24 protein-coding genes are annotated in these 22,312 nt (G+C 48.0%); 4 read left to right on the top strand and 20 right to left on the bottom strand.

Translation table 11 applies throughout. The features are described 5' to 3' along the window. Positions 1-13: 13 nt before the first annotated feature. The 4 genes from TRQ7_RS02675 to TRQ7_RS02690 all read left to right on the top strand — a co-directional run bounded on the left by TRQ7_RS02675 (position 14) and on the right by TRQ7_RS02690 (position 4,285). The gene (locus tag TRQ7_RS02675) at positions 14-1,231 is read left to right on the top strand and encodes a Gfo/Idh/MocA family oxidoreductase (protein WP_041843942.1); all 1,218 of its coding nucleotides are present in this window, start codon (positions 14-16) and stop codon (positions 1,229-1,231) included. Beyond that, a complete protein-coding gene (locus TRQ7_RS02680; protein ID WP_041843943.1) occupies positions 1,225-2,211 on the top strand; it encodes a Gfo/Idh/MocA family oxidoreductase in 987 nt (328 codons plus the stop codon). The genes TRQ7_RS02675 and TRQ7_RS02680 overlap by 7 nt, the downstream gene beginning before the upstream one ends. A gap of 13 nt (positions 2,212-2,224) precedes the next feature. Then, positions 2,225-3,115: an AEC family transporter gene (locus TRQ7_RS02685; protein ID WP_041843944.1), complete on the top strand. Its 891-nt coding sequence runs from the start codon at positions 2,225-2,227 to the stop codon at positions 3,113-3,115. Positions 3,116-3,190: 75 nt separating this feature from the next. Further along, complete coding sequence (locus TRQ7_RS02690) at positions 3,191-4,285, top strand: glycerol dehydrogenase (RefSeq protein WP_038066421.1); 1,095 nt, start codon at positions 3,191-3,193, stop codon at positions 4,283-4,285. Here TRQ7_RS02690 and TRQ7_RS02695 read toward each other — a convergent pair. From TRQ7_RS02695 to TRQ7_RS02790, 20 genes are all read right to left on the bottom strand, one after another. Further along, positions 4,278-5,192 (bottom strand): TIM barrel protein, encoded by a 915-nt coding sequence (locus tag TRQ7_RS02695; protein ID WP_041843945.1) that lies wholly within the window; start codon positions 5,190-5,192, stop codon positions 4,278-4,280. The genes TRQ7_RS02690 and TRQ7_RS02695 overlap by 8 nt on opposite strands. Positions 5,193-5,209: 17 nt before the next feature. Continuing rightward, positions 5,210-6,289 carry an ABC transporter ATP-binding protein gene (locus TRQ7_RS02700; protein WP_041843946.1) on the bottom strand — a complete coding sequence of 360 codons (1,080 nt, stop codon included), beginning with the start codon at positions 6,287-6,289 and terminating at the stop codon, positions 5,210-5,212. Continuing rightward, positions 6,289-7,140, bottom strand: coding sequence for a carbohydrate ABC transporter permease (locus tag TRQ7_RS02705; RefSeq protein ID WP_015918758.1), 852 nt, complete (start codon positions 7,138-7,140; stop codon positions 6,289-6,291). The genes TRQ7_RS02700 and TRQ7_RS02705 overlap by 1 nt, the downstream gene beginning before the upstream one ends. Then, complete coding sequence (locus TRQ7_RS02710) at positions 7,137-8,021, bottom strand: sugar ABC transporter permease (RefSeq protein WP_144399070.1); 885 nt, start codon at positions 8,019-8,021, stop codon at positions 7,137-7,139. Before TRQ7_RS02710 ends, TRQ7_RS02705 begins: the two co-directional genes overlap by 4 nt. 36 nt (positions 8,022-8,057) lie before the next feature. After that, positions 8,058-9,389 carry an extracellular solute-binding protein gene (locus TRQ7_RS02715; RefSeq protein WP_041843947.1) on the bottom strand — a complete coding sequence of 444 codons (1,332 nt, stop codon included), beginning with the start codon at positions 9,387-9,389 and terminating at the stop codon, positions 8,058-8,060. A gap of 209 nt (positions 9,390-9,598) precedes the next feature. Continuing rightward, positions 9,599-10,408, bottom strand: coding sequence for a 5-keto-L-gluconate epimerase (gene iolO / locus TRQ7_RS02720; RefSeq protein WP_041843948.1), 810 nt, complete (start codon positions 10,406-10,408; stop codon positions 9,599-9,601). Next, positions 10,377-11,234, bottom strand: coding sequence for a PfkB family carbohydrate kinase (locus TRQ7_RS02725; protein WP_008191991.1), 858 nt, complete (start codon positions 11,232-11,234; stop codon positions 10,377-10,379). Before TRQ7_RS02725 ends, iolO begins: the two co-directional genes overlap by 32 nt. Then, positions 11,231-12,235: an inositol 2-dehydrogenase gene (gene iolG, locus TRQ7_RS02730; RefSeq protein ID WP_008191990.1), complete on the bottom strand. Its 1,005-nt coding sequence runs from the start codon at positions 12,233-12,235 to the stop codon at positions 11,231-11,233. Before iolG ends, TRQ7_RS02725 begins: the two co-directional genes overlap by 4 nt. A 4-nt stretch (positions 12,236-12,239) precedes the next feature. Further along, entirely contained in the window at positions 12,240-13,211 is a 972-nt protein-coding gene (iolN, locus tag TRQ7_RS02735) for a 3-dehydro-scyllo-inosose hydrolase (protein ID WP_008191988.1), read from the bottom strand. A 10-nt stretch (positions 13,212-13,221) separates the two neighbouring features. Next, a complete protein-coding gene (gene iolM, locus TRQ7_RS02740; RefSeq protein ID WP_011943142.1) occupies positions 13,222-14,406 on the bottom strand; it encodes a scyllo-inosose 3-dehydrogenase in 1,185 nt (394 codons plus the stop codon). Between the two features lie 13 nt (positions 14,407-14,419). Continuing rightward, positions 14,420-15,511, bottom strand: a complete 1,092-nt coding sequence (locus TRQ7_RS02745) for an ROK family transcriptional regulator (protein WP_011943143.1) — start codon at positions 15,509-15,511, stop codon at positions 14,420-14,422. Between the two features lie 142 nt (positions 15,512-15,653). After that, positions 15,654-16,115 (bottom strand): DUF523 domain-containing protein, encoded by a 462-nt coding sequence (locus TRQ7_RS02750; protein WP_015918764.1) that lies wholly within the window; start codon positions 16,113-16,115, stop codon positions 15,654-15,656. Beyond that, on the bottom strand, positions 16,112-16,930 hold the full coding sequence (locus TRQ7_RS09900; RefSeq protein WP_038066430.1) for a M23 family metallopeptidase: 819 nt from the start codon (positions 16,928-16,930) through the stop codon (positions 16,112-16,114). Before TRQ7_RS09900 ends, TRQ7_RS02750 begins: the two co-directional genes overlap by 4 nt. A gap of 13 nt (positions 16,931-16,943) precedes the next feature. Then, positions 16,944-17,978 carry a chemotaxis response regulator protein-glutamate methylesterase gene (locus TRQ7_RS02760; protein ID WP_041843949.1) on the bottom strand — a complete coding sequence of 345 codons (1,035 nt, stop codon included), beginning with the start codon at positions 17,976-17,978 and terminating at the stop codon, positions 16,944-16,946. Continuing rightward, positions 17,941-18,423 (bottom strand): diacylglycerol kinase family protein, encoded by a 483-nt coding sequence (locus tag TRQ7_RS02765; RefSeq protein ID WP_038066432.1) that lies wholly within the window; start codon positions 18,421-18,423, stop codon positions 17,941-17,943. Before TRQ7_RS02765 ends, TRQ7_RS02760 begins: the two co-directional genes overlap by 38 nt. Next, complete coding sequence (locus TRQ7_RS02770; protein WP_015918768.1) at positions 18,404-19,006, bottom strand: 2-oxoacid:acceptor oxidoreductase family protein; 603 nt, start codon at positions 19,004-19,006, stop codon at positions 18,404-18,406. The genes TRQ7_RS02765 and TRQ7_RS02770 overlap by 20 nt, the downstream gene beginning before the upstream one ends. After that, positions 19,003-19,803 (bottom strand): 2-oxoacid:ferredoxin oxidoreductase subunit beta, encoded by an 801-nt coding sequence (locus tag TRQ7_RS02775; RefSeq protein WP_041843950.1) that lies wholly within the window; start codon positions 19,801-19,803, stop codon positions 19,003-19,005. The genes TRQ7_RS02770 and TRQ7_RS02775 overlap by 4 nt, the downstream gene beginning before the upstream one ends. Further along, positions 19,800-20,309 carry a cytidine/deoxycytidylate deaminase family protein gene (locus TRQ7_RS02780; protein WP_038066434.1) on the bottom strand — a complete coding sequence of 170 codons (510 nt, stop codon included), beginning with the start codon at positions 20,307-20,309 and terminating at the stop codon, positions 19,800-19,802. The genes TRQ7_RS02775 and TRQ7_RS02780 overlap by 4 nt, the downstream gene beginning before the upstream one ends. Before the next feature lie 141 nt (positions 20,310-20,450). After that, complete coding sequence (locus tag TRQ7_RS02785; RefSeq protein WP_041843951.1) at positions 20,451-20,792, bottom strand: P-II family nitrogen regulator; 342 nt, start codon at positions 20,790-20,792, stop codon at positions 20,451-20,453. A gap of 13 nt (positions 20,793-20,805) precedes the next feature. Next, the gene (locus TRQ7_RS02790) at positions 20,806-22,113 is read right to left on the bottom strand and encodes an ammonium transporter (RefSeq protein ID WP_041843952.1); all 1,308 of its coding nucleotides are present in this window, start codon (positions 22,111-22,113) and stop codon (positions 20,806-20,808) included. Positions 22,114-22,312 lie beyond the last annotated feature (199 nt).

A 22,312-nucleotide genomic window follows, 5' to 3' on the forward strand; every position in this document is an offset into this window, starting at 1 on the left:
GGAGGAAAGACCTATGAAAGAAATATCCGTTGTGCTTGCAGGTATCGGGGGATACGGGAACAAATACGTCGAGCACATCCTGAGGGAAGGAAAGGAAAAAGGGGTTCGAATAGCGGGAGCAGTCGATCCGTTTCCTCAAAACAGCAGGTTCTATGAAGAACTTCGTTCCCTGAACGTTCCTATGTACAGCTCCCTTGAAGAGTTCTACCTGCACCACACAGCGGATCTTGCCATTGTATCTTCTCCCATACACTACCATTGTGAACAGACATGCCTTGCCGTCAAAAACGGCAGCCATGTACTCTGCGAAAAACCGGCCGCAGCAACGGTGAAGGAAGTTAAAAGAATGATCGAGTGCAGAGACAGATACAAAAAGATCGTTGCGATAGGTTACCAGTGGTCCTACAATCCTGCAGTTCTCAGACTGAAGGAGGATATTCTCTCGGGCAAGTTCGGAAGGCCAGTTCTATTCAAAACGATCGTTCTCTGGCCAAGAGACACCGCTTACTACAGGAGAAATTCCTGGGCTGGGAGAATGAAAGTGAACGGCCGATGGGTTCTGGACAGCGTGGCAGGAAACGCCACGGCCCATTTCCTTCACAACATGCTCTTTCTGCTGGGTGAGAGGATGGAGAGCAGTGCCTATCCAGACAGTATCGTGGCAGAACTTTACAGGGCAAACAATATAGAGAGTTTCGATACGTGCGCTTTGAAGATGATGGTGAAAGACACACCGGTTCTCTTCTTTGCAACCCATGCGGTGAAAGAACGTATGGGGCCGGTCTTTGAGTACAGATTCGAAAAAGCACGCGTCCTTTGTAATTATTCGGAGTATCCAGAAAGCGAAGAAAGCCTTCTGGTGGTTTACAACGATGGAAAAAAAGAGGTCTATGGTCCCACGGATCACGGAAGCATGAGAAAACTCTGGGTCGCGGTGGAGGTTGCCAGAGGAAAAGAGGAATTCATCTGCACTCTTGAGTCGGCCATGGCCCACACGATCGCCATAAATGGAGCTCACATCTCCATGAGAGAGATACAGAATTTTCCGGACGAAATGAAAAGAGTTGAAGGCAACCCACCCCTGATCTGGGTGGAAGGATTGAAAGAAGCGATGGAAGAAGCGTACAGAAAGGAGAAAATCTTCTCAGAACTTGGCCTTCCCTGGGCAAGACGTGGAGAAGAAGTGAAACTTGAGAATTTCGAAGGCCTTGAAGGAGAGATAACATGCTGAAGATATGTATCGTGGGGTCCTCCGGTCATTTTGGCTACGTCCTGAAAGGATTGGACGAGAGATGTAAAATCACAGGAATTTCCCCCGGAACGCCGGAAGAGGACATATCAAAACTGGAAAAGGCTCTGCTCGAGATGAACATCACACCGAAAAGGTACGAAGACTGGAGAAGGATGTTGGATGAGGAAAAACCAGACATCCTTGTCATAAACACGGTCTTTTCCCTGAACGGAAAGATTCTTCTTGAAGCCCTTGAAAGGGATATCCACTCTTTCGTGGAAAAACCCATAGCCACAACCTTTGAGGATCTTGAAAGAATCAAAAATACATACCGGAAAGTGAAAAACAGAGTCTTTTTTGTCGCCATGTTCGGTATCAGATACAGATCTCACTTTCTCACCGCTAAGAGGTTAGTCGATGAGGGTGCAATCGGTGAGATAAGGCTTGTGAACACGCAGAAATCCTATAAACTGGGCAAAAGACCGGACTTTTACAAAAAAAGAGAAACCTTCGGTGGTACGATTCCCTGGGTTGGGATACACGCGATCGATTGGATACACTGGATCGTTGGAAAAAGGTTCCTTTCCGTCTATGCCACCCATTCACGCCGCCATAACCTGGACCACGGGGAACTGGAAACCACCGCACTCTGTCACTTCACACTGGAAGACGAGATTTTTGCCTCACTCACTATAGATTATCTCAGACCCCAGGGGGCTCCCACCCACGACGACGATAGAATGAGAATAGTGGGAACCGATGGAATTGTCGAAGTTATCCACGAAAGAGTTTTCCTGACCGACGATAAAGGCCACAGGGAAGTTCCTCTGGTGGAAGAAGGACAGATCTTCAGGGATTTCCTGAAAGAAATACGTGGTCAGGGAAAGTGTATGGTGACACCAGAAGATTCAATTTTCACCACTGAAGTTGCCCTGAAAGCAAGACTTTCAGCAGACACGGGACGGATCGTTCAGATCTAAAGGAGGAAAAGAAATGCTCTATACGACGTTCACTGCCATAATTCCCTCCTTTCTAATCATCCTCATCGGTTACACAGTGGGGAAGGTTTTTTCTAGAGAGGTCATGGGACTTGCCTCAAAGGTTGCAATCTGGGTGATGGTGCCAACGGTGACGTTTACTTTCATAAACGAGTACACTCCCAGTCTTTCAACCCTTGGAGAATTTGGCCTTGGAGTGGCCATAATTTTTGTTGTTTTCTATCTCTACTCCAGACTCTTTAAAGAAAAAAAAGAAGTGATTCACATCACCGCCGTGACTGCAAACGTAGGATATCTGGGATATCCTATCCTTCTTTCGCTGTGGGGGGAGAAAGCACTCTCTTTGGGAGTGGTCTACGCTACTTTAAACATCATCATGTTCTCTGCTGTTCTTCCTATGTTTCTGGGAGAAAAAGTAAATGTCAAAAATCTTTTTAAACTTCCTTACATATACGCCCTGCTTGCTGGATTTCTCACAGGAAAGATGGGATGGAGTTATAGAGAACTTCCAGAGTGGATCGTAGATGCTGTACTCATGCTGAAACAATCTGCCATACCGTATCTTCTTCTTTACGTGGGAATGTCCGTATCCAGATTGAAACTGAGCAGACATCTTTCAAGGGTAGGAGGAATCATCGTTGTGAACAAACTCTTTCTTGCACCACTTCTTGCACTGATCTTTGCAATGGTTTATGGACTTGAGGGGCTCACCGCGAAGGTGTTCGTCCTTGAAACGGCCATGCCCGCCGCGGTAAACGCAGTTGTTCTTACCTCCGCCCTGGGCGGAGACAGCGAAACAGTGGGTTACGGTGTTACCCTCACCACTTTCTTTGCCATATTCACCCTTCCCATCTGGGCAGTTTTGCTCGAAAAGATCTTCGGTTGATCTTTCCGAAAAATTTTCCCCACATTGTGAAATACGTAACATGTAGGGTTTAAAATGGAACCGGGAGGTGATGTGATGATCACAACCACCATATTCCCGGGTAGATACGTTCAAGGAGCAGGTGCGATCAACATCCTGGAAGAAGAACTTTCCCGTTTTGGAGAAAGGGCGTTCGTGGTGATCGACGATTTTGTGGACAAAAACGTCCTGGGAGATGGTTTTTTTGGTACTTTCACAAAGGTCAGGGTGAACAAACAGATCTTCGGCGGAGAGTGTTCAGACGAAGAGATAGAAAGACTTTCAGGTCTTGCAGAAGGGGAAACAGACGTGGTAGTGGGTATAGGTGGTGGAAAAACTCTCGATACTGCCAAAGCGGTCGCCTATGAGTTGAAAAGACCCGTTGTGATAGTTCCAACCATTGCCTCTACAGATGCTCCATGCAGCGCTCTTTCCGTGATTTATACGCCAAGTGGAGAGTTCAAAAGATACCTGTTCTTGCCAAAAAATCCAGATGTCGTTCTTGTCGACACCAAGATCGTAGCAAAAGCCCCCGCGAGATTTCTCGTTGCCGGAATGGGAGATGCCCTTGCCACATGGTTTGAGGCAGAATCGTGCAAGCAAAAGCACGCACCGAACATGACAGGAAGGATCGGTTCGATGACCGCTTACACATTGGCAAGGCTCTGCTACGAAACGCTCCTTGAGTACGGTGTTCTTGCAAAGAGATCGGTGGAAGAAAAGGCAGTCACACCGGCCCTTGAAAGAATCGTCGAGGCAAACACACTGTTGAGCGGACTGGGATTTGAAAGTGGCGGACTGGCAGCTGCCCACGCCATACACAACGGTCTCACCATCTTAGAAAACACCCACAAGTATCTACACGGAGAGAAGGTCGCCATAGGAGTTCTCGCGTCGCTGTTTTTGACAGACAAGCCTAGAGAGATTATCGAGGAGGTCTACTCCTTCTGTGAGGAAGTGGGACTACCCACAACCCTGGCAGATATAGGGCTCGATGATGTTTCGGACGAGGATCTGATGAAAGTGGCAGAAAAGGCCTGCGACAAGAACGAAACAATACACAACGAACCCCGTCCTGTAACACCAGAAGACGTGTTCTTTGCTCTGAAAACAGCGGACAGATACGGAAAAATGAGGAAAAACCTCACTTGACCCTTCTTCTTTTTTTCGTCTTGCTGTTGTTTGCTGCCAGGATGAGACGTCTTCTCAGAAGGTTGAGAGAGTCCGCGTACTCGTCTGCGAACCTGTCCATGGAGTTTATCTCCAGAATAACGATCCCGCTAAAATCGGATTCTCTTATTATCTTAAGAACTCTGTTGTAGGGGATATCTCCTTCCCCGATGGGAAGGTGGAGATCCCCTATTCCGTACACGAACCTGAAGGCTTCAACATCGGGTATTTGCTGGTACGTTTGGGGAGACTCACCGAAATTGTCACTGACGTGGAGTTCCACAGCGTAAGGCAGACCCTTTTTCAACTCCTCATAGAAGTTAAGGCCCCGATAGCTTGTGAGTATGAACAGGTGTCCGATGTCTATGGTGAGTTTCACGTTCGGATGATTCACCTGCTTCACCAGTTCCAGAACTTCAGAGACAGGATGCTGGACGTTCTCTATACCGATAACAATGCCCTTTTCCTTCGCCAGATCTGCAAGATCTCGAAGGGCCAGGATCTCCGCTCGACGCTGTATTCTCTCTGGGACGTCGATGGAATGGTCCACTTCGTTGTAATGATAAACGATGACTTCAGCGTTTATCTCTCCGGCAAACTCTATAACCGCTTCCATCACTTTGTAATGCCAGGGATTTGTCTTTCTCTTGAGATTTATCACGTCCGGTGCGTGCACCGTATACCTGAAGTTGTAATTGGAGAGTATCTCTTTTACCCTCTCAAGCCTTTTCTTTATGATGCGCCCTCTTGCTATCACGTCGAGCCCGGCAGCGGGAATTTCCACGTAATCGAATCCAATGTTTTTGAAAAACTCCAGTTCACTCACCAGTCTCTTTATCGATCCGTTCACTCTCCTTGTATCGACGTTCGTTCCTATACCTTTTACCATCCCCTGCACCTTCTTTTTTATAAGATCGTCTCCTCCGTTTCCGGGTTGAAAAGATGAATCTTCTCCAAGTGCGGAACAAGAAACACCTTTTCTCCAACAGAGGGGATCTTCGCCGGGTCTCCAAACACTTTCACGAGTTCTCCCCTGTCAGTTTGCACGTTCACTATTATATCCCTCCCAAGGGGCTCGACCACATAAACAGTGCCAGGGATTGCGTTCTCTTGTTTGTTATGAACCACTTCACAGTGTTCCGGTCTTATACCAACGACCACCTCTTTCAGGTTCGTTTCTAACTCTTTTGGAATCTTCAAAACCACATCGTCTCTTTTCAGGATGGTCTGTCCTTTTTCCACCTCCACAGAAAAACCCTTCAGGAAATTCGTCGGGGGATTACCTATAAATGAGGCAACGAACATGTTCCTCGGATTCTCGTATATCTCATCTGGTGTTCCGTACTGAACGAGCTTTCCCTGGTTGAAGACCGCTATTCTCGACGCCATCGTCATCGCCTCTGCCTGGTCGTGCGTCACATAGACAGAGGTAATACCGAGTTCCTGCTGAAGATGCTTGATCTCTGCCCTCATGAGCATCCTCAGATTCGCATCGAGATTCGAGAGAGGCTCATCGAAAAGGAGTACCTTCGGTTGCTTCACCAGTGCCCTTGCAAGTGCTACCCTCTGCTGTTGACCACCGGAGAGTTGAGAAGGTCTTCTTTCAAGAAGATTGTCTATGAGGAGTTTTCGAGCGATTTCAACGACTCTTTTTTCTATCTCCTCTTTTGGCATTTTTCTTGCTCTCAGGGGAAAGGCGATGTTTTCAAAAACGGTCATGTGAGGATAGAGTGCATAATTCTGGAAAACCATCCCCACTTCTCTGTATTTCGGTGGAACGTCGTTGACCAAAACATCATCGAAATATATCTCACCAGACGTGGGTCTGTATATACCGGCAAGCGTCAGAAGAGTGGTGGTTTTGCCACAGCCAGACGGGCCAAGCAACGCAACGAACTCTCCATCCTTCACTTCAAAACTCACACCGTCAACCGCTTTCACTTTCCCAAAATACTTCTTCAAATTCACAACTTTGATGCTGGGCATTATCCCTTCACTCCCCCGATGGTCAGTTTTATCATGTGTTTGCTGACGAAGAAAAAGAAGATGATCGTTGGTATCATGTAGAACAACCCCACGGCGGTCACAAGCCCGTAGTCTGCGAATCTGTAGTCTCCGATGAATCCCTTCACGTACTTTGAGAGCGTCCACAGGTTCTGCGAGAAGATGAAGGTGTTCACAAAAACAAATTCAGACCATCCGGAAAGGAAAGCAAAGATGGCCGTAACGGCGATCCCTGGTTTTACAAGTGGAAGAAGAATCTTTCTCCACACCTCGAATCTGCTGTAGCCATCAACAAGACCTGCCCACTCGAGTTCCCAGGGAATACCATCGTAAAACCCCTTCATGATCCAGGTGCCCCACGGCACTTCCAGAGAGGCTTTGAGGAGTATCACTCCCCAGAGGGTATCCAGCAGTCTAAGCGTCCAGAGGAGGTAAAACACAGCTGTCATGAGAGATATTGCCGGAAAAGCATGAAGTGCAAGAATGAACTTCATCATAGAGGACCTTCCAGGAAAATCGTACCTTGAGAGTGCATACCCACCAAGGCTTGTGATCAACACCTCAATTCCCATCACACCGAGTGCTAGCAGAGCGGTGTTCAGCGTGGTTTGCCAGATGTTCGGATATCCCTTGATCTCCTGCCAGAGGAATCTCCAGTTTTTCAGGGTGAGCTTCGTGGGGACAAAGCCGTTCACCAGATCCTCGCTGAAAGATCTCAGAATGAGCCAGACGTACCCCACCAGAATCGGTGAGGTTATGAGAAAAAGCACGAGGATTATCACAAAATTTCTGATTTTTTCCGAATTTTTTTGCCAGAACGAGAGTTTCATCATTCCACCTCGACCTTCGGTTTTTCCATGAGAGATTCAAAACCGAAGAACTTCATGTAGACAAGAGCAGAAACCACACCTATGATAACGAGGATGATCGAAAGGGCTGCACCGTAGCCGAATCTGAAGTGTGAAAAGGCGTTGTGGTACGTGTAGAGTGCCCACACCTCTGTTCTGTAAACGGGTCCACCGTCCGTGATGATGAGTATGTATTCAAAAGAGGCAAGAAGGGAAAGTGTCTGGTATGCAGTCACGAAGAGAAGATGCCACTTTATCAGAGGAAGGGTGATTCTCCTCACCACCATAAACCAACTCGCTCCATCGATACGGGCTGCCCTGTAGTAATCTTCTGGTATGGATTTTATCGCCGCTGTGAAGACAAGCATCCCCATCGAAGCACCTATGAAACCGTTTGCGAAGATCACCATCCACATAGGAGCACTGTGAAGCCAGTCCTGTGGAGGAAGGCCGAAGAGTCCCCGTATGAAGTTCACAAGTCCGTACTCTGTGGGATCGAACATCCAGAGCCAGAGGAGTCCATAAACAACAGACGGCGTGAGTCTTGGAAGCATCCAGAGAGTCCTGAAGAAGTTACCCCATCTATCGCTGATCGACGTTGTGAGAAGTGAAATAAGAAGGGCCGTTCCAAGGTTGAAAAGTCCCAACGTACCGAAAGTGTATATGAAGGTGTTCGCTATCACACGTGGAATAATGAAATCCGTGGAAATATCCCTGAAATTCTGAAACCCCACGAAATTCCATACGAACGAATAGTCCATGTCTGTGAACGCGATCACTACGGTGAGAACAACAGGGATCACAAAGAAGATGACCACAAAGGCAAGAAGAGGAAAAAGCAAAAGTAACGGCTTCAGTCTTTTCACCCTGTTCACCCCACAAAAGGAGTGAGGGAAACCCCCTCACTCCACGATCACAACCCTATCTTTCAGCTGGGACTTCAGCCTTTTTGCAACGTCTTCTGCCACCTTCTCTGGATCCATACCGCTTTCGGCCATCTGCATTCCTTCGAAGATGATCTGGTTGTAGAGGTTGAACATGTCATCGTTTGGAATGAAACCGGAGTACGGCAAAAGCTTCGTTCCTTCCACCATGATAAATTCCTTGGTGTACTCAGGAAGCACCGTTTGCTGCCATCTGATCGGCAGGTGCCCGCTCTCAATGGCGTGTCTCATGTTGAGTTCCGGTGCAGAAGCCAAGGTTATGAGCAAGAATGCAATGTCTGGGTATTTACTCGTGCTCGGGATCATGTAAACGATTGGATGGGACAGGGTGTTCGGCCTTCCTCTGCCTTTGAACTTCGGAACAGGAGCGAGGATGAACATGTCCTGCAGTTCTTCCTCTGTCTTTCCGTAATCTTTCTTCCATTCAGCCCAGTTCCATGTACCACCCATCCATGCCAGGACCTTTCCGCTCGTGACATCCTTGTGAACAGAGGTCCACGGTGTTCCTATCATGTTCTTTGGAAGAATCTTGTAGGTGTTCGCAAGGTCGTAGAGGAGCTTGAAGTAGTCTTTCATCTCTTTTACGTTGTAAACGAACACAGCCTTTTCCTCATCGTAGAAGTCGATACCCATGCTGATCATGAGCTGGTAGTAGTCGATACCTGCTTTCGGTCTGTGGTAGAGTCCCCACTCCACAAGACCCTTTTCAACGGCTTCTTTTGCCACTTCAATGAAGTCTTCAAAGGTGAACTCTCCCCTGGCGATCCTGTCTGGCAGAGAGTTGATTTCTTCATCCGACCAGCCGAGTTTTTTCAAGACCTGCTTGTTGATGTAGAAAGGTCTTGCTTCTGTGTCCTGTGGGATTCCGTAGATCTTTCCTTTGTACTTGGTAGCCTCCCAGAGCGATGGAATGAAGTCATAGTACTCCTCGTCCCAGTACTTCTTCACGTAGTCGTCTAGAGGAATGATGTAACCCGCTTTCGCCCAGGCTCCTATGTCGTCGTGTCCCGAACAGATGATATCCACTACCTGACCAGACTTGATTCCAAAGACAACCTTCTGCTTGAAAGAACTCCAATCCGTCGTATCAAAGTAGCCATCGACTTTGACGGTGAGATCGACTCCAAGGTCCTTCAGAATCTTGTTCAGCCTCTCTGCAGCTGTTTTCAGATTGTCAAACCTGTAGTAAGATGGATTATCGGGTCCCACGGTCCACGCGGTGATGGTGATCTCTTCTGCGAACATCAAAAGACCTATGGTCAAGATGATCACAAGTAGAAGCTTTCTCATACTTTCACCCCCCGTTTTATTAATTTTATCACTATTTTTTCAATTTCCGTTAAAAAACATCAAATTTCTTTCCTGTAGGCTCGGAAGATCAGGTGCAGTGCTACCCATTGTAATAGAAAAGCCATCTCAGGTTGATTTTTACTCCCACAACTAAAGAGTATGAGCAATCGTCCTGTTTATCATTAATCAAGACTGCCCTCATTGTGTTACTACAAGTTAACAATTAGTTCTTTTAGAGTCCTGAAGGCAACCTCCGCAGCCTTTTCCATCCCTCCCGGAAGAGGAAGACACTCAACGGAGATGTATCCATCGTAGCCAATCTCTTTCAGGGTTTTGAAAGTGCTTTCAAAATCAAAGTGTCCGCATCCCGGTGCCCATCGGTTGCTGTCTGCCACATGGAAGTGGTACAGTTTCTTTCCCGCTACTTTCAGACTCTCTGAAATGTTTACCTCCTCTATGTTCATGTGGAAGGTGTCTGCGAGAATTCCCACCCTGTCAGAGTTGATTTTTTCAATCACCCTCAGTGCCTCTTCAACGGTGTTTATGAAATCTGTCTCGTACCTGTTGAGAGGCTCTATGACGAATCTCACTTCTTTTGTATCGCTCAGTAAAGAGTTCATACTTTCAAGGAAGAGTTTTTCTACCTCTCGATATGGCCTTCCTTCCCTTTTTCCACGAACAAGACCGATGATAACAAATGCTCCGAATGACTCTGCAACTTCCGCATGTTTCTTGACCCTCTCGATCGACCTTTTTCTGATCTTCTCATCCGGATGTGTTAGAGAAAGCCCATCAGCGAGGAAGGCCTGACCGGTTCCTATGGCACAGACGGGAAGTCCCAGATCTTTTGAAAGCCTGGCCACCTCGTTCCAGTCCACAACAGATGGGTCTCTGACAGCGATCTCCACCGCCTGATAGCCGATTCTTTTTGCAAGTTCCATTCCTTTTTTCAGGTCTCCTTTGAAAGCCAGTGCGTCAAAGGCAGCATCAGAGGTGCTGATTACCAGAGAGAGTTTCAACATCATCCCTCCTCAAAGGTCCTGGATGTCTCATCTTAACAGAAGTAACCCTTGCTGCAAACCGTGTGGCCTCATCCACACTCATTCCTTTGAAGAGAAAAGCAACGAGAAACGCGGCTGTACACGTGTCGCCTCTTCCTGTTCGCCCCTCCAGAGTCCATCCTTCAAAGGGTGCTTCATGAAACTCTCCATCGAACACAAGAACACCGGCGGAGTGAGTTGCAAGTACAATCCTGGTCCCGAAGGAGCCGATGATTCTACACGCATCTTTTAGATCCTTTGTTCCTGTCAGAACCGCTGCTTCTTTGATATCGACCTTGAAGAGATCAAAAAATCTCAGGTGTTCTTTTTTTCTCCAGTCTCTGTAGACGAGTTTTCCGTTTTCTGGGGCTCTGACAAAACCCTGTGCGTCTCCAGATAGAAAATCCACCTTTTCGCGCAATTTTGTTATGAGCTCTTCTGGAAACTCACCGTACCACAGGGGATTCACGTGGCAAACCTTTCCTTCAACGTGCAGAAGATCCTCCTCTGTGAACGGATCAGCTGCCGAAATCAGAAAACTTTCCCTTTCGTCTGGACTGGTTCCATACCTGTTCTCTATGCTGGTTGTCCTGGTACTTTCCAGAAAGACCACTTCAACTCCGTTTTCACGTAAAAACTCAAAGTGTACGATATCTTCCCTTGCACACTTTGTAACCACCTTCGCTTTCACCCCAAGAAGAGCTGCGGTGATAGAACCAGCCACCACTCCTCCACCGTACGCTGTTTCCTCTTTTCCATGTATCACGTTGATGTCCTTCGACACGTGTCCAATGAAGGTGATCATGGAATCACCTCTTCCAATCTCACGGCCCTTTTTTCTTCCAGAGATTTCTTTGCAGCGTATCCCAGCAGAAGAGCCATTCTCCCGTCCTCTCCACTCACGGCCGGTGGTTCGTTCTCTGCTACGTTTTTAACGAACGTTTTCAACTCTTCCAGATACGACTCTCTGTACCTTTCCAGGAAGAAGTAGAGATACTTCGAACCGTGGTCACCCTGTTCATCTGTGAGCATGGTGGTGTCTTCTCTGATGTTGTCGACGGTGATTTTCCCTTTTGTTCCAAAGACCTCCAGTCTCTGATCGTAACCATAAACAGCCTTTCTGGAGTTGTCTATCACCCCGAGAGCCCCGCTTCTGAAACGCAGAACGACCACGGCTGTGTCCACGTCCCCTGCTTTTCCTATCTCCTCGTCCACAAGCACAGATCCACTGGCGTAGACCTCTTCCACTTCCTCACCCATTATGTAGCGCGCCATATCGAAGTCGTGTATGGTCATGTCGAGGAATATTCCTCCTGAGACCTTCACGTACTCTATCGGGGGTGGCTCAGGATCCCGGCTCGTTATCTTCAAAACATGGGGTGTCCCTATCTTTCCTTCCTCTACTGCTTCTTTTACCTTTTTGAAATTCCTGTCGAATCTTCTGTTGAATCCAACAAAGAGGATCCTTCCAGCCTCTTTCATTGCCTCTATCATCCTGTCCACTTCCACCAGATCCAGGGAGAGGGGTTTCTCGCAGAACACGTGTTTTCTTGCTCTGGCACATTCAAGGACAAGTGGTGCGTGCGTGTTGGTACTGGAACAGATCATCACCGCTTCCACTTCTGGATCACGTATGAGGTCCTCCGGGCTGGCAAAGACCTTTTTCACCTTCAACTTCTCGGCCACTTCCTTTGCTCTTTCAATCCTTATATCGGACACCGCCACCAGTTCCACGTCTTCCAGGAGTTTTGCGTTTTCGGCATGTATCGTTCCTATGCGCCCCAGACCGATTATTCCAAGTTTCACGGTCTCATCCCCACAGGTTCCCAGCCGTGTAGAGATTCCTCCAGCCTTCCGTAAGTGGCTCTTTTGTGAGTGCATCGAGTTCTTCCTTTGGCCTCTGAGACAGCATCTCCGCAGGTGGCAGTTTCCCCGGCGGGAACCTTTCCATGATGTCCCTCACGAGTTTTTCCAGGTAATCCAGAAGGGCTTCAACTCCTTCCTTGGCCTTGTCCGCAGACGCAAGGGTTGCCTTTCCTACAACCCCCTCAGGATACGCCACAACCTCTATGGGACCTCCCCCTACGTGTCCGTACCATGCAATGGGTCTGTGAAGGAGATTTCCCGCCTTGTCTATGTGTCCTTCCGGTAGGAACCCTTTCGGCTCTGTGTCGACAGCCCATTCCTGGTGCATGAGTTCCGGAAAGAGCGCAAGGCTCCATGACGTCTCCACTTCGTCTGCGTGAATGAACGGTGTTTCGTAGGGGCCGCCTTCTTCCTTCGTCTTGAACTTGTCCTGTATGGCGTGATACCAGTTCAGATTGATGATGATGGCAGGAACCTGGAAAATCTTTGCGAACTTGTGAATGGCTACAGGAATCACGAACTCCTGGCCATGGCCGTTCAGAAGGATCTGCTTTCTGAAACCAGTGTTCCAGAATCCTGCTATGACGCTCACAAGATAGTCTATGAACGCCTCATCTTTTACTGGAACCGTTCCTGGCATTCCTATGTGGTGGTACGGATGGTATCCATACCAGATGGGCTCTGCGACTGTACAACCTGTTTTCAATGCGACCTGCTCGGCCATCCTCGTGACGAGGAAGGTATCTTCTCCTGTTGGTGCATTTGGTCCGTGGTTTTCCGTGCTTCCCACAGGGATTATTATGAGGTCACATTCCTTTAGTCTTTCCTTTATCTGTTTCATCGTCATCGTCTGATAATAGACACCCGTTGGTCTTTCCATGTGACCTCCCTCAGGTGGTATCTGCCACTTACCCATAACTCTCACCTCACTCGTTCACCATGGTAACCTTCACCAGGGACTTGTCGGTTTGAAGCCTCTTTATGTACTCAGGTATTTCCTCCATGGTAACGGTCTTGGAGATGATTTTGGTCATGTCCATCCCGGAGGCCATGAGACTGATCACCCTCGGGAAGGTACCATGACCAGAGTGTCCCTGAGATCCCACGATCTGTGCCCTTCTGACCTGAAACACTTCCCCAGTGAGAGGTATCTTCGCGTCGGCTCTTGCCACGATCACCACGGTGGCGTTTATACCGCGGGCTCTCCAGATTACCTCTTCTATCTGTGGCCAGACGATCTGAGGAACACCTGTCGCTTCGAGGAAAAGCTTTGCTCCAAGACCGTTCGTGTAATCAAGCACCGCTTCCACGAAGTTCTCCTTTGTGGGATCTATCACGTGATCTGCTCCCAGCTCTATGGCAAGGTTTCTTCTAGTTTCGGAAGGCTCTGACAGGATCACTTTCGCTGCTCCTGCGTGTTTCAAAATCGCAACGGCTGCAAGTCCTATAGGACCTCCTCCGAGTATCACCACGTTGTCTCCAGGCCTGATTCCACCTCCTCTCACAATTACAGCGTTGTAAGCAACGGAGGTGGGTTCCACGAGACTTCCTGCAAGAAAGAGTCTGTCACCGTACCTGTCCTCCAGTTCTCTGAGGCTCCAGGCGTATTTGGCATCGACCTTCACGTACTCTGCGAAAGCTCCATCGACGTTGAATCCCAGTTCGTTCAGGTTTTCGCAGTGGTTTGGGAAGCCTTCAGCACAGGGCCTGCAGTGACCACACCAGAGCATTTCCTCTACACAGACGGGCTCTCCGATCTCGAATCTTCTGTTTGTTCTTCTGTTGATGGCCTCCGGTCCTGCCTCCACCACAACTCCGGAAAACTCGTGGCCCAAAGTGACGGGAAAACCAGTAAGACCAGGGTAAAGAATGTAGCCTTCATCATCGGTCTGGGCCATATGAACGTCACTGCCACAGATCCCGCAGGCCTTCACTTTGATGATGATCTCTGTGGGCTTTTCGATCTTTGGCTCCGGGACTTCTTCAACTCGCACCTCCGGATATCTCCACACCTTGCTTCCAAGCCAGGTAAGTTTTCCTTCAACATCCTTGGGCCCCAGTTTGAAATCAGGCCTTGGATCCCACTTTGCATGAAGCCTCACCGCCTTCATAGAATCACCCCCTTCATTTCAATCCCAGAACATTTTCGATCACATACAGGGCTCCACCGATTGCAACTCCATACTCTTCTATTTCTCCTCTTTTAATGACGATATCTTCCAGGATATCTTTTGGAACTGTTCGCTCTACGATCGATTTCACAATGGGTGCTATCCTGTCGAACTGGTGAAACCCTATTCCTCCCTTTATGATCACCACGTCCGGATCGAGTATCACAGTGGTATTTGCTATCGCAACTCCAAGGTGTTCCAGACTTTCTCTCAATTCCTCTGGATTCTGCTCAAACACCGTCTCAATGGGTTTTCTAAATTTCTTCTTCAGAGAGTAACCGGAGAACCACTCTTCGAGATGACCAAAACCTTTCTCTGGCACTACGGTTTTGTCCACCGTCCAGTCTGTTATCATGTGGCCGAACTCACCTGCTTTTCCCCGCGCTCCCCTGAAGATCCTTCCCTCGTAAACGATCCCAGAGCCGATACCCCAGCCTATGGATATGAGAAACACACATCTGTAACCCTTCCCTGCACCCACTCTGGTCTCTGCGAAGGCATCGAGATTTGCGTTGTTTTCGATGAAGACAGGATATCCAGCAAAACTTTCCAGTTCCTTTTTCAGATTCCAGTTTGTGATGTTGAATGCAGGTATGCGCTTTATCAGTTGATTCTCATCAACCGTTCCCGGGATTCCTATTCCGATTCCCAAAATTTTGTCGTATTTGAGAAGTGGTTTCATAACCCTTTTTATCTCCTCAAAAAGCTTTTCCTTGTCTAGGTCAGAAGGAAGAACGACGTGTTCTTTCTTCAGGATGCTACCATTCAGATCGGTGAGAACGGCATCGATCTTCGTGCCTCCAACGTCCACTCCCACAACGTATCTGCTTTCAGGAACAAAAGAAAGCAAAACTGGTCTTCTACCACCTCTTGAAGAGCTTTCCTTTTTACCCGTTTCTTTCACAAATCCCAGTTCGATCAACCTGCTCACAGCTTGAGATACCACGGGTTTGCTGATGTTCAGAATCTTGCTTATCTCCACCCTCGATATTTGTCCTTTGTCTTTGATCGTCTGAAGAATCCTTCTTTCGACCTCGCCCAGCATTGGAATCCCCCAGTAGGTTTGTTTTCATTTACTAACCAACCATATTATAATCAATTTGTCAATACAAAGAAAAATAAGAAAAGAGTAAGAAACAAACGTTTCCTTTCATCAAAAGAAAACAATCGCCTGAAAGGGACTATTTTCAAAGAAGATCATTGTTATTCACGAATACTTCGTTTTCCTCGAAGACTTTCAACCCGTTTTTTTCCAGCAGAAAGGCTGTGACACCCTTCCCCGGAACAAGCCTTCCAGAAAAAGATCCATCGTAGACAAAGTTTTTCCCGCAGGAGGGACTCTTTGATTTCAAAATGGCAAGATCCACGTTTAAAAGGCGGGCGATCTGGAGGGTGATCTCCGCTCCCCTGAGGAAATTTTCCGTCCTGTCGTTTCCGAGTTCGTCAACAACACGCTCATTTCCAGTCCAGCCGTGTCCTCCGAGGATCTCACATCGAGGACGTGGCGTGGGAAGGCCACCCAGTTGCTCCGGGCACACGGGAATGATGATGTGTTTTTCCAGAAGTTTCAGAACTTTCTTGTTTTCCTTAGAACGGGCGTCGTATCGGGTAGGAAGACCGAGAAGACATGCACTGACCAGTATCTTCATTCTCCACCTACACCTATGAGTTCTTTCTTCAGCACCCAGATCCTGCTTGGCAGATAGTTCATGGGATTTGTGGCTTTTTGATTCACCCTGACTTCAAAGTGAAGATGTGGTCCAGTACTCAAACCCGTGTTTCCAACCCGTCCTATGATCTGACCCTTCTTCACAAACTGGCCTTCATAAACATCTATCTGAGAAAGATGTCCGTACACGTGCTCGTACGAGGAAGACTTTATCTTTATCATGAGACCGTATCCACTGTTTTCTCCGGCAAATTCAACTATTCCGCTCTCTGCAGCAAAGATGGGTGTTCCCTCCGGTGCCGCTATGTCAATTCCCGAGTGAAATGAGTACTTTCCAGTGATGGGATGTATCCTCCAGCCAAATCCAGAGGAAATGGTACCGTAGACGGGCCATATGAAAAACTTTTCGTCGTTGAATGCCGTTCCTATGATACTCTCGGGTATGAAAAGTTTCTGCCCTGTGTAGATGATGTCTGATTCTAAATTATTTGCTTTTTTTATCAAAGAGGCCACGGTGAAAAACCTCTTTGCAATCAAGTCTAGAGTGTCTCCCTTCTTCACTGTATACAGATAACCGGGAGGCTGGGGTATAACGATCTCCTGTCCCACTCTGAGACTTGCAGGAGTGACCCCAGGGTTCCAATCAAGGATGAGAGAGGGTGAAACACCGAAATTTAAAGAGATACTGTACAGTGTATCGTTTTTCTGAACTCTATAGTGCACTAAAAAATAAGACGAAAACCCACAGGCAGCAAGCGTTAAAGCAAGAAGAAAAAGAATGACTCTCCTTTTCATTCTCCCCATCCTTTCACACGAGTTCTATCAATTTTTCCGGGATCTTGTACGCTGGAAGGACGTAATCTGCGTATCCCTCCTCTATCACCGACTTTGGCATCCCAAAAACAACACACGTTTCTTTATCTTCCGCTATCACCTTTCCACCGTAGAATTTGACTTTGAAGGCACCCTTGGTTCCATCTTTTCCCATCCCCGTGAGAATGACCGCTATCGTCTTGGATTTGTAGATCTCCGCTGCCTTGTCGAGGGTGAAGTCCACTGACGGTCTCACGTTGTTTATTTTATCAGACCTGTCTAGGTAAAAAGAAACCCTGCCGTTTTGAACTTTCAATCCAAGATGGTAATCTCCAGGAGCAATGTAGACGTAGCCTGGCTTTGGTTCTTCACCCTCTTCTGCTTCCTTCACAGAAAGTTCTGAAGAACTGTCGAGTCTCATTGCAAGCGATTTTGTAAAACCAGGTGGCATGTGCTGTACAACAACGATCGGAGCAGGAAAGTTCTTTGGGAGGTTAGGAATGATCATGTCCAGGGATCTGGGACCTCCCGTCGAAGAACCGATAACTACTATCTTTCCGCTCACAGCGGGTTTGTTAATGGTGAGGCGTGAAACCTTCGGCCTGAAAAGAAGCGTTCGTGGATCCACATTCATGGCCTGTCTGATCTTCTCCAAAAGTTCCGGTGCAACCTGTCTGAAGGTCATAGAAACTGATCCATGAGGCTTGGTGATGAAGTCAACTGCACCGTTTCTGAGGGCCTCGATTGTGATAGCGGCACCCTCTTCGGTGAGACTGCTCACCATTATGACACGGGTCGGTGCCTTTCTCATTATGAGTTTCAGGGCCTCTATACCGTTCAAGTTTGGCATCTCAACGTCCATAGTTATCACATCTGGTTTCAACTCGATGGCTTTTTCGACGGCTTCAAGCCCGTCTTTGGCAAATCCCACCACCTTCATGTCGGGCTGAGAATCTATGATATCCTTCAAAACCATCCTCATGAAGGCGGAATCATCTACCACCAGAACTCTTATCGTTTTTTCCGACATTCCTATACCTCCTCACAAAAACGGAGAATAATGGGAAGAATATCAGAACTCCAGAGACAAAGAACTTAGCAAAGGATGGAGACCACGAAAAAAGAGCCCTTCCCAGTATCAAAATTCCCACGACCACGGAAAACAGAGAGTACCAGAGAACGAATCCAGCCGCTATATCCTTCACCAGTTTCACAGATTCACTGTAGTCCTCGAAGAACAGATCGAGAAACTTCTCGATAACCGTGTTCAGAAGTTCTGCACCTATGACCGAAAAGATAGCAAAATACACCCACAGCAGGTCTTTCTCACTCAAGGGCAAAAAAAGAGAAAAAACGGCCACAGCGATTCCTATGAAGAAATGTATCTTGAGATTCCTCTCAAGTCTTAAGGCACTTTCTATACCTTCGAAGGCATTTCTGAAGGACTTCAGGATATTATTCGAATCCCGCCGCAAGTCTTTTCCACACCCTCTCTGTCTTTACTTTGAACTGTTTGTCAAACATGCTGTAACCCATCTCCAAGGCTTTCAAATTCATCTCCCAAAGGGGTCTTTTCACATAGTCTCTCAACGATCTTTTCAGAGATTCCAATTTCACTATGTTGCAAACCTTCGCAAGAACTCCCACCATTATCATGTTGGAAACCAGAGGGGTTTTGAAATTCGATATGGATTTCTCTGTTGCAGGAACAAACAGTATCTTTCGGGTGATTCGTTTCACAAAATCTGGGATGTTCTTCACCAGTGTTTGATCCAGAATCAGTACCCCGTTCACCTTGAGCGAGCGATGAAGTTCGTCCATCGCCTTCTGGTGCATCACACACAGAACATCGAAGTATTCGGCCTCCGGGTAATCTATGGGATTGTCGTCGAAAAGGACGTCGCAATGACTCACATCGCCCCTCACCTGGGCGGTGTAGGACTGCGTCTGAACAACCCACTTTCCTTCATAAACGAGGGCCTTTGAGAGAATCAAACCAGCGAGGATGTTTCCCTGCCCACTGATTCCCGCTATTCTGATAGAAACAGGCTCTGTCATTCCATCGCACCCTCTCGCCTTGTCAACCGCCTGTAAACCGTCAGGAAATCCTCTTTTTCCTCGTCCCGGAAGACTCCTATCTTTATTTTACCCTCCTGAGGTCGCTCGAGGAAACAGGTGTTGTTCTTGAAGTATTCCATCATCTGGTAGGGTTCTGGCATTCCGTTGTACCTTCCAAAATAAGTGTGACAGTTCGTCAGAACATCGACCACGGATATTCCTCTGTGCTTGAGGGCTCTTTTCAGGATCTCGACGAGGTGATCATAATGGTACACGGTGCTTCTTGCAACGAAAGTGGCTCCGGCTGAAAGGGCCAGTTCAACCACATCGAGTGGTTCTACAAAAGATCCCATCGGTGTGGTGGAAGTCTGGTGATAGATGGGAGTGGTGGAGGAGACCTGACCTCCCGTCATACCGTAGATCATATTGTTGAAGACGATGACGGTTATATCTATGTTTCTTCTGCAGGCGTGTATGAAATGGTTCCCTCCTATGGATACGATGTCTCCGTCTCCCCCCATGACCACCACTTCGAAATCCGGTTTTGCCAGTTTCACACCAGTTGCGAACGCAATCGCCCTTCCGTGGAGGGTGTGCAATGTGTTGAAATCAAGATACCCTGTTGCCCTGGAGGAACAACCGATCCCTGAGACAACGGCGACTTTTTCTTTGGGAAGAGAAAGGGCGTCAACCGCTTCGAGAAATGCCCTCAGAACGATCCCGTTTCCACAACCCGGACACCAGACACTGGGCCATCTGCCGGGTCTCAAATAGGAAATGAGCCTATTGGTTTTCACCTCTGATCACCTTCGAAGCGAACACTTTCCACACCCGTGAATTTGAAGAAGAAATCCGTCAAAGGGTCTGGGTAGTCTTTCTCATAGACTACACGCTTTATTCCGGCGTTCACAAGAAGCCTTGCACAGATGGAGCAAGGCTTGTGCGTCACGTAGATGGTGGCACCGTTCACAGCAATTCCAAACTTTGCAGCCTGCATGAGGGCATTTTGCTCTGCATGGAGTGCGTAGCATATCTCCTGGTGCTCTCCGGAATTTATTCCAAGATCATCACGAATACATCCCACTTCGTTGCAGTGAGGAAACTTCGAGGGAGGCTGGTTGTATCCTGTGGCGAGGATTCGGTGGTCTTTCACAATCACGGCTCCCACTTTTCTGTGGAAGCATGTGGATCTTTCGCTGACCATCCTGGCGATTCTCATGAAGTAAGAGTCCCAGGACTCTCTATCGTCGGGCTTTTTCTCCACTTTCAGGTTGTTCAGGTACTCTTCCAGTCTGCCTTTCACACGCTCACCCTTATGAGATTGTATCACAGCAAAAGCGAGGGCTTCACATGCCCTCGCTCTCTGTAGTATAATTTCAATCCCGGACATCATACGAGGAGGACGGGAAAAAGGGGAGGAGGTGTCTCCTCCCGAAAAGAAACCTTACCCTATGGCCTCCCGTCCTCTCTCCCCCGTTCTGATTCTGATACAGTCCAGAAGGTCCAGAACGAAAATCTTTCCGTCTCCTATGTTTCCTGTTCTTGCTCCCTTTTGAATCGCCTCAATGGTTGGTTCAACAAAATCTTCGTTGACCGCTATGAGAAGCATCACTTTCTTAAGAAGGTTCACTTCTTCTATTTCACCTCTGTATGTCTCTGTGTAGCCCTTTTGCTGCCCGCATCCAAGAACGTTCATCACGGTCATCTTGTAGACCTGAGCGTCGAAGAGTGCCTTTTTCACATCCGGTAATTTGTGGGGCTGTATAACGGCTATGATCAGTTTCATGCTGCCACCTCCTTTATCTTGTTGTGAAGATTTCAAAGTCGGCGTACCCTTCCATACCGTGTTCGTCTATGTCCAGCCCCTTCAGTTCTGTGTCTCTGTCCACCCTCAAACCGATGGTTTTCTTGATGAACCAGAACACGAGGAAACTGGTCGCAACAGTCCAGGCGAACACACTGATAACTCCCAGAAACTGCACTCCAAGTTGGTGTACTCCTCCTCCGAAGAAGAGACCTTGCACATCCCCCATCCCACTTGCGAGAGCATACTTACTCTCCGCAAAAAGCCCCACGGCGAGCGTTCCCCATGCACCGTTGACACCGTGAACGGATATGGCACCAACGGGATCGTCGATCTTCAAAACCTTGTCGAAGAATTCAACGGCGAAGACAACTATCACACCTCCGATCGCTCCTATGATCAGTGAACTCACGGGAGACACCACAGCACACGGTGCGGTGATGGCGACAAGACCAGCCAGAGCACCGTTCATCGTCATACTCGCATCTGGCTTTCCATATCTCATCCACACGGTGATCATCGCGGCGAGCGCACCGGCAGCAGCAGCGAGGTTGGTGTTCAGTATGATCATCCCTATTGCACCGTTCGTTCCGGCAAGGGTACTTCCTCCATTGAACCCGAACCATCCAAACCAGAGAATGAAGGTTCCGAGTGCCGCAAGGGGAATGTTGTGACCAGGAATGGGCCTGGGATTTCCCTGACTGTCGTATTTTCCAAACCTGGGGCCAAGAAGGGCAGCACCTATCATGGCAGCCCAGCCACCGACAGAGTGAACAACGGTAGAACCCGCAAAATCGATGAAGCCTCTCTGGGCAAGCCATCCACCACCCCATATCCACCTTCCAACGACCGAGTAGATGATACCCGTTATGAAACCCGTGTAGGCAAGGTATGCGGAAAATTTGGTGCGCTCCGCCATCGCTCCTGACACGATCGTTGCTGCCGTTCCAGCGAAGGCCATCTGAAACATCCACATGGCAAATTCCCACAAACCCTCTTTCATGGAAGGGTCAAAAGTGAGAGGATGTGTGCCGAACATGATCCAGTAACCAAACAAAAAGTAAACCACAGACCCGATCGAAAAATCCATGAGGTTCTTCATGACGACGTTCACCGTGTTCTTTGCACGAGTGAAACCTGACTCTACCATGGCGAAACCTGCCTGCATGAAAAAGACCAGTGCTGCAGAGACAAGAAGCCAGACCATGTCCAGAGACCAACCAACATCCACACTGCCGTCCTGAGCGAAACCAAGGGAGAGCAGAACAAAGGCGAGCATCAAAAAGAGAAACTTCCTCCGCATGAGAACACCTCCTCCTAATAGTGTTGATTTATATATCAATGTGAATATAAATAACTTCTTTTTAGAAACGCAAAAAACAAATACCCTATGAGGTCCGCCTTCTGAGGGCACGAACCCCATATATGGTTGGATATTTTGTTGTGGATTTCCGGGAAAAATTCTCTGGATGTCTTTTATATGCTTTAATAGTATCAGCCTC

It is taken from the genome of Thermotoga sp. RQ7 (assembly GCF_000832145.1).
Lineage (GTDB): Bacteria > Thermotogota > Thermotogae > Thermotogales > Thermotogaceae > Thermotoga > Thermotoga neapolitana.

What these genes read in the sequence shown, in the direction of transcription:
- TRQ7_RS02675 (WP_041843942.1), top strand. Translation starts at nt 14, where the DNA reads ATGAAAGAAATATCCGTTGTGCTTGCAGGTATCGGGGGATACGGGAAC.
- TRQ7_RS02680 (WP_041843943.1), top strand. Translation starts at nt 1,225, where the DNA reads ATGCTGAAGATATGTATCGTGGGGTCCTCCGGTCATTTTGGCTACGTC.
- TRQ7_RS02685 (WP_041843944.1), top strand. Translation starts at nt 2,225, where the DNA reads ATGCTCTATACGACGTTCACTGCCATAATTCCCTCCTTTCTAATCATC.
- TRQ7_RS02690 (WP_038066421.1), top strand. Translation starts at nt 3,191, where the DNA reads ATGATCACAACCACCATATTCCCGGGTAGATACGTTCAAGGAGCAGGT.
- TRQ7_RS02695 (WP_041843945.1), bottom strand. Translation starts at nt 5,192, where the DNA reads ATGGTAAAAGGTATAGGAACGAACGTCGATACAAGGAGAGTGAACGGA.
- TRQ7_RS02700 (WP_041843946.1), bottom strand. Translation starts at nt 6,289, where the DNA reads ATGCCCAGCATCAAAGTTGTGAATTTGAAGAAGTATTTTGGGAAAGTG.
- TRQ7_RS02705 (WP_015918758.1), bottom strand. Translation starts at nt 7,140, where the DNA reads ATGATGAAACTCTCGTTCTGGCAAAAAAATTCGGAAAAAATCAGAAAT.
- TRQ7_RS02715 (WP_041843947.1), bottom strand. Translation starts at nt 9,389, where the DNA reads ATGAGAAAGCTTCTACTTGTGATCATCTTGACCATAGGTCTTTTGATG.
- TRQ7_RS02725 (WP_008191991.1), bottom strand. Translation starts at nt 11,234, where the DNA reads ATGATCACCTTCATTGGACACGTGTCGAAGGACATCAACGTGATACAT.
- iolN (WP_008191988.1), bottom strand. Translation starts at nt 13,211, where the DNA reads ATGGGTAAGTGGCAGATACCACCTGAGGGAGGTCACATGGAAAGACCA.
- iolM (WP_011943142.1), bottom strand. Translation starts at nt 14,406, where the DNA reads ATGAAGGCGGTGAGGCTTCATGCAAAGTGGGATCCAAGGCCTGATTTC.
- TRQ7_RS02745 (WP_011943143.1), bottom strand. Translation starts at nt 15,511, where the DNA reads ATGCTGGGCGAGGTCGAAAGAAGGATTCTTCAGACGATCAAAGACAAA.
- TRQ7_RS02750 (WP_015918764.1), bottom strand. Translation starts at nt 16,115, where the DNA reads ATGAAGATACTGGTCAGTGCATGTCTTCTCGGTCTTCCTACCCGATAC.
- TRQ7_RS09900 (WP_038066430.1), bottom strand. Translation starts at nt 16,930, where the DNA reads ATGAAAAGGAGAGTCATTCTTTTTCTTCTTGCTTTAACGCTTGCTGCC.
- TRQ7_RS02760 (WP_041843949.1), bottom strand. Translation starts at nt 17,978, where the DNA reads ATGTCGGAAAAAACGATAAGAGTTCTGGTGGTAGATGATTCCGCCTTC.
- TRQ7_RS02770 (WP_015918768.1), bottom strand. Translation starts at nt 19,006, where the DNA reads ATGACAGAGCCTGTTTCTATCAGAATAGCGGGAATCAGTGGGCAGGGA.
- TRQ7_RS02785 (WP_041843951.1), bottom strand. Translation starts at nt 20,792, where the DNA reads ATGAAACTGATCATAGCCGTTATACAGCCCCACAAATTACCGGATGTG.
- TRQ7_RS02790 (WP_041843952.1), bottom strand. Translation starts at nt 22,113, where the DNA reads ATGCGGAGGAAGTTTCTCTTTTTGATGCTCGCCTTTGTTCTGCTCTCC.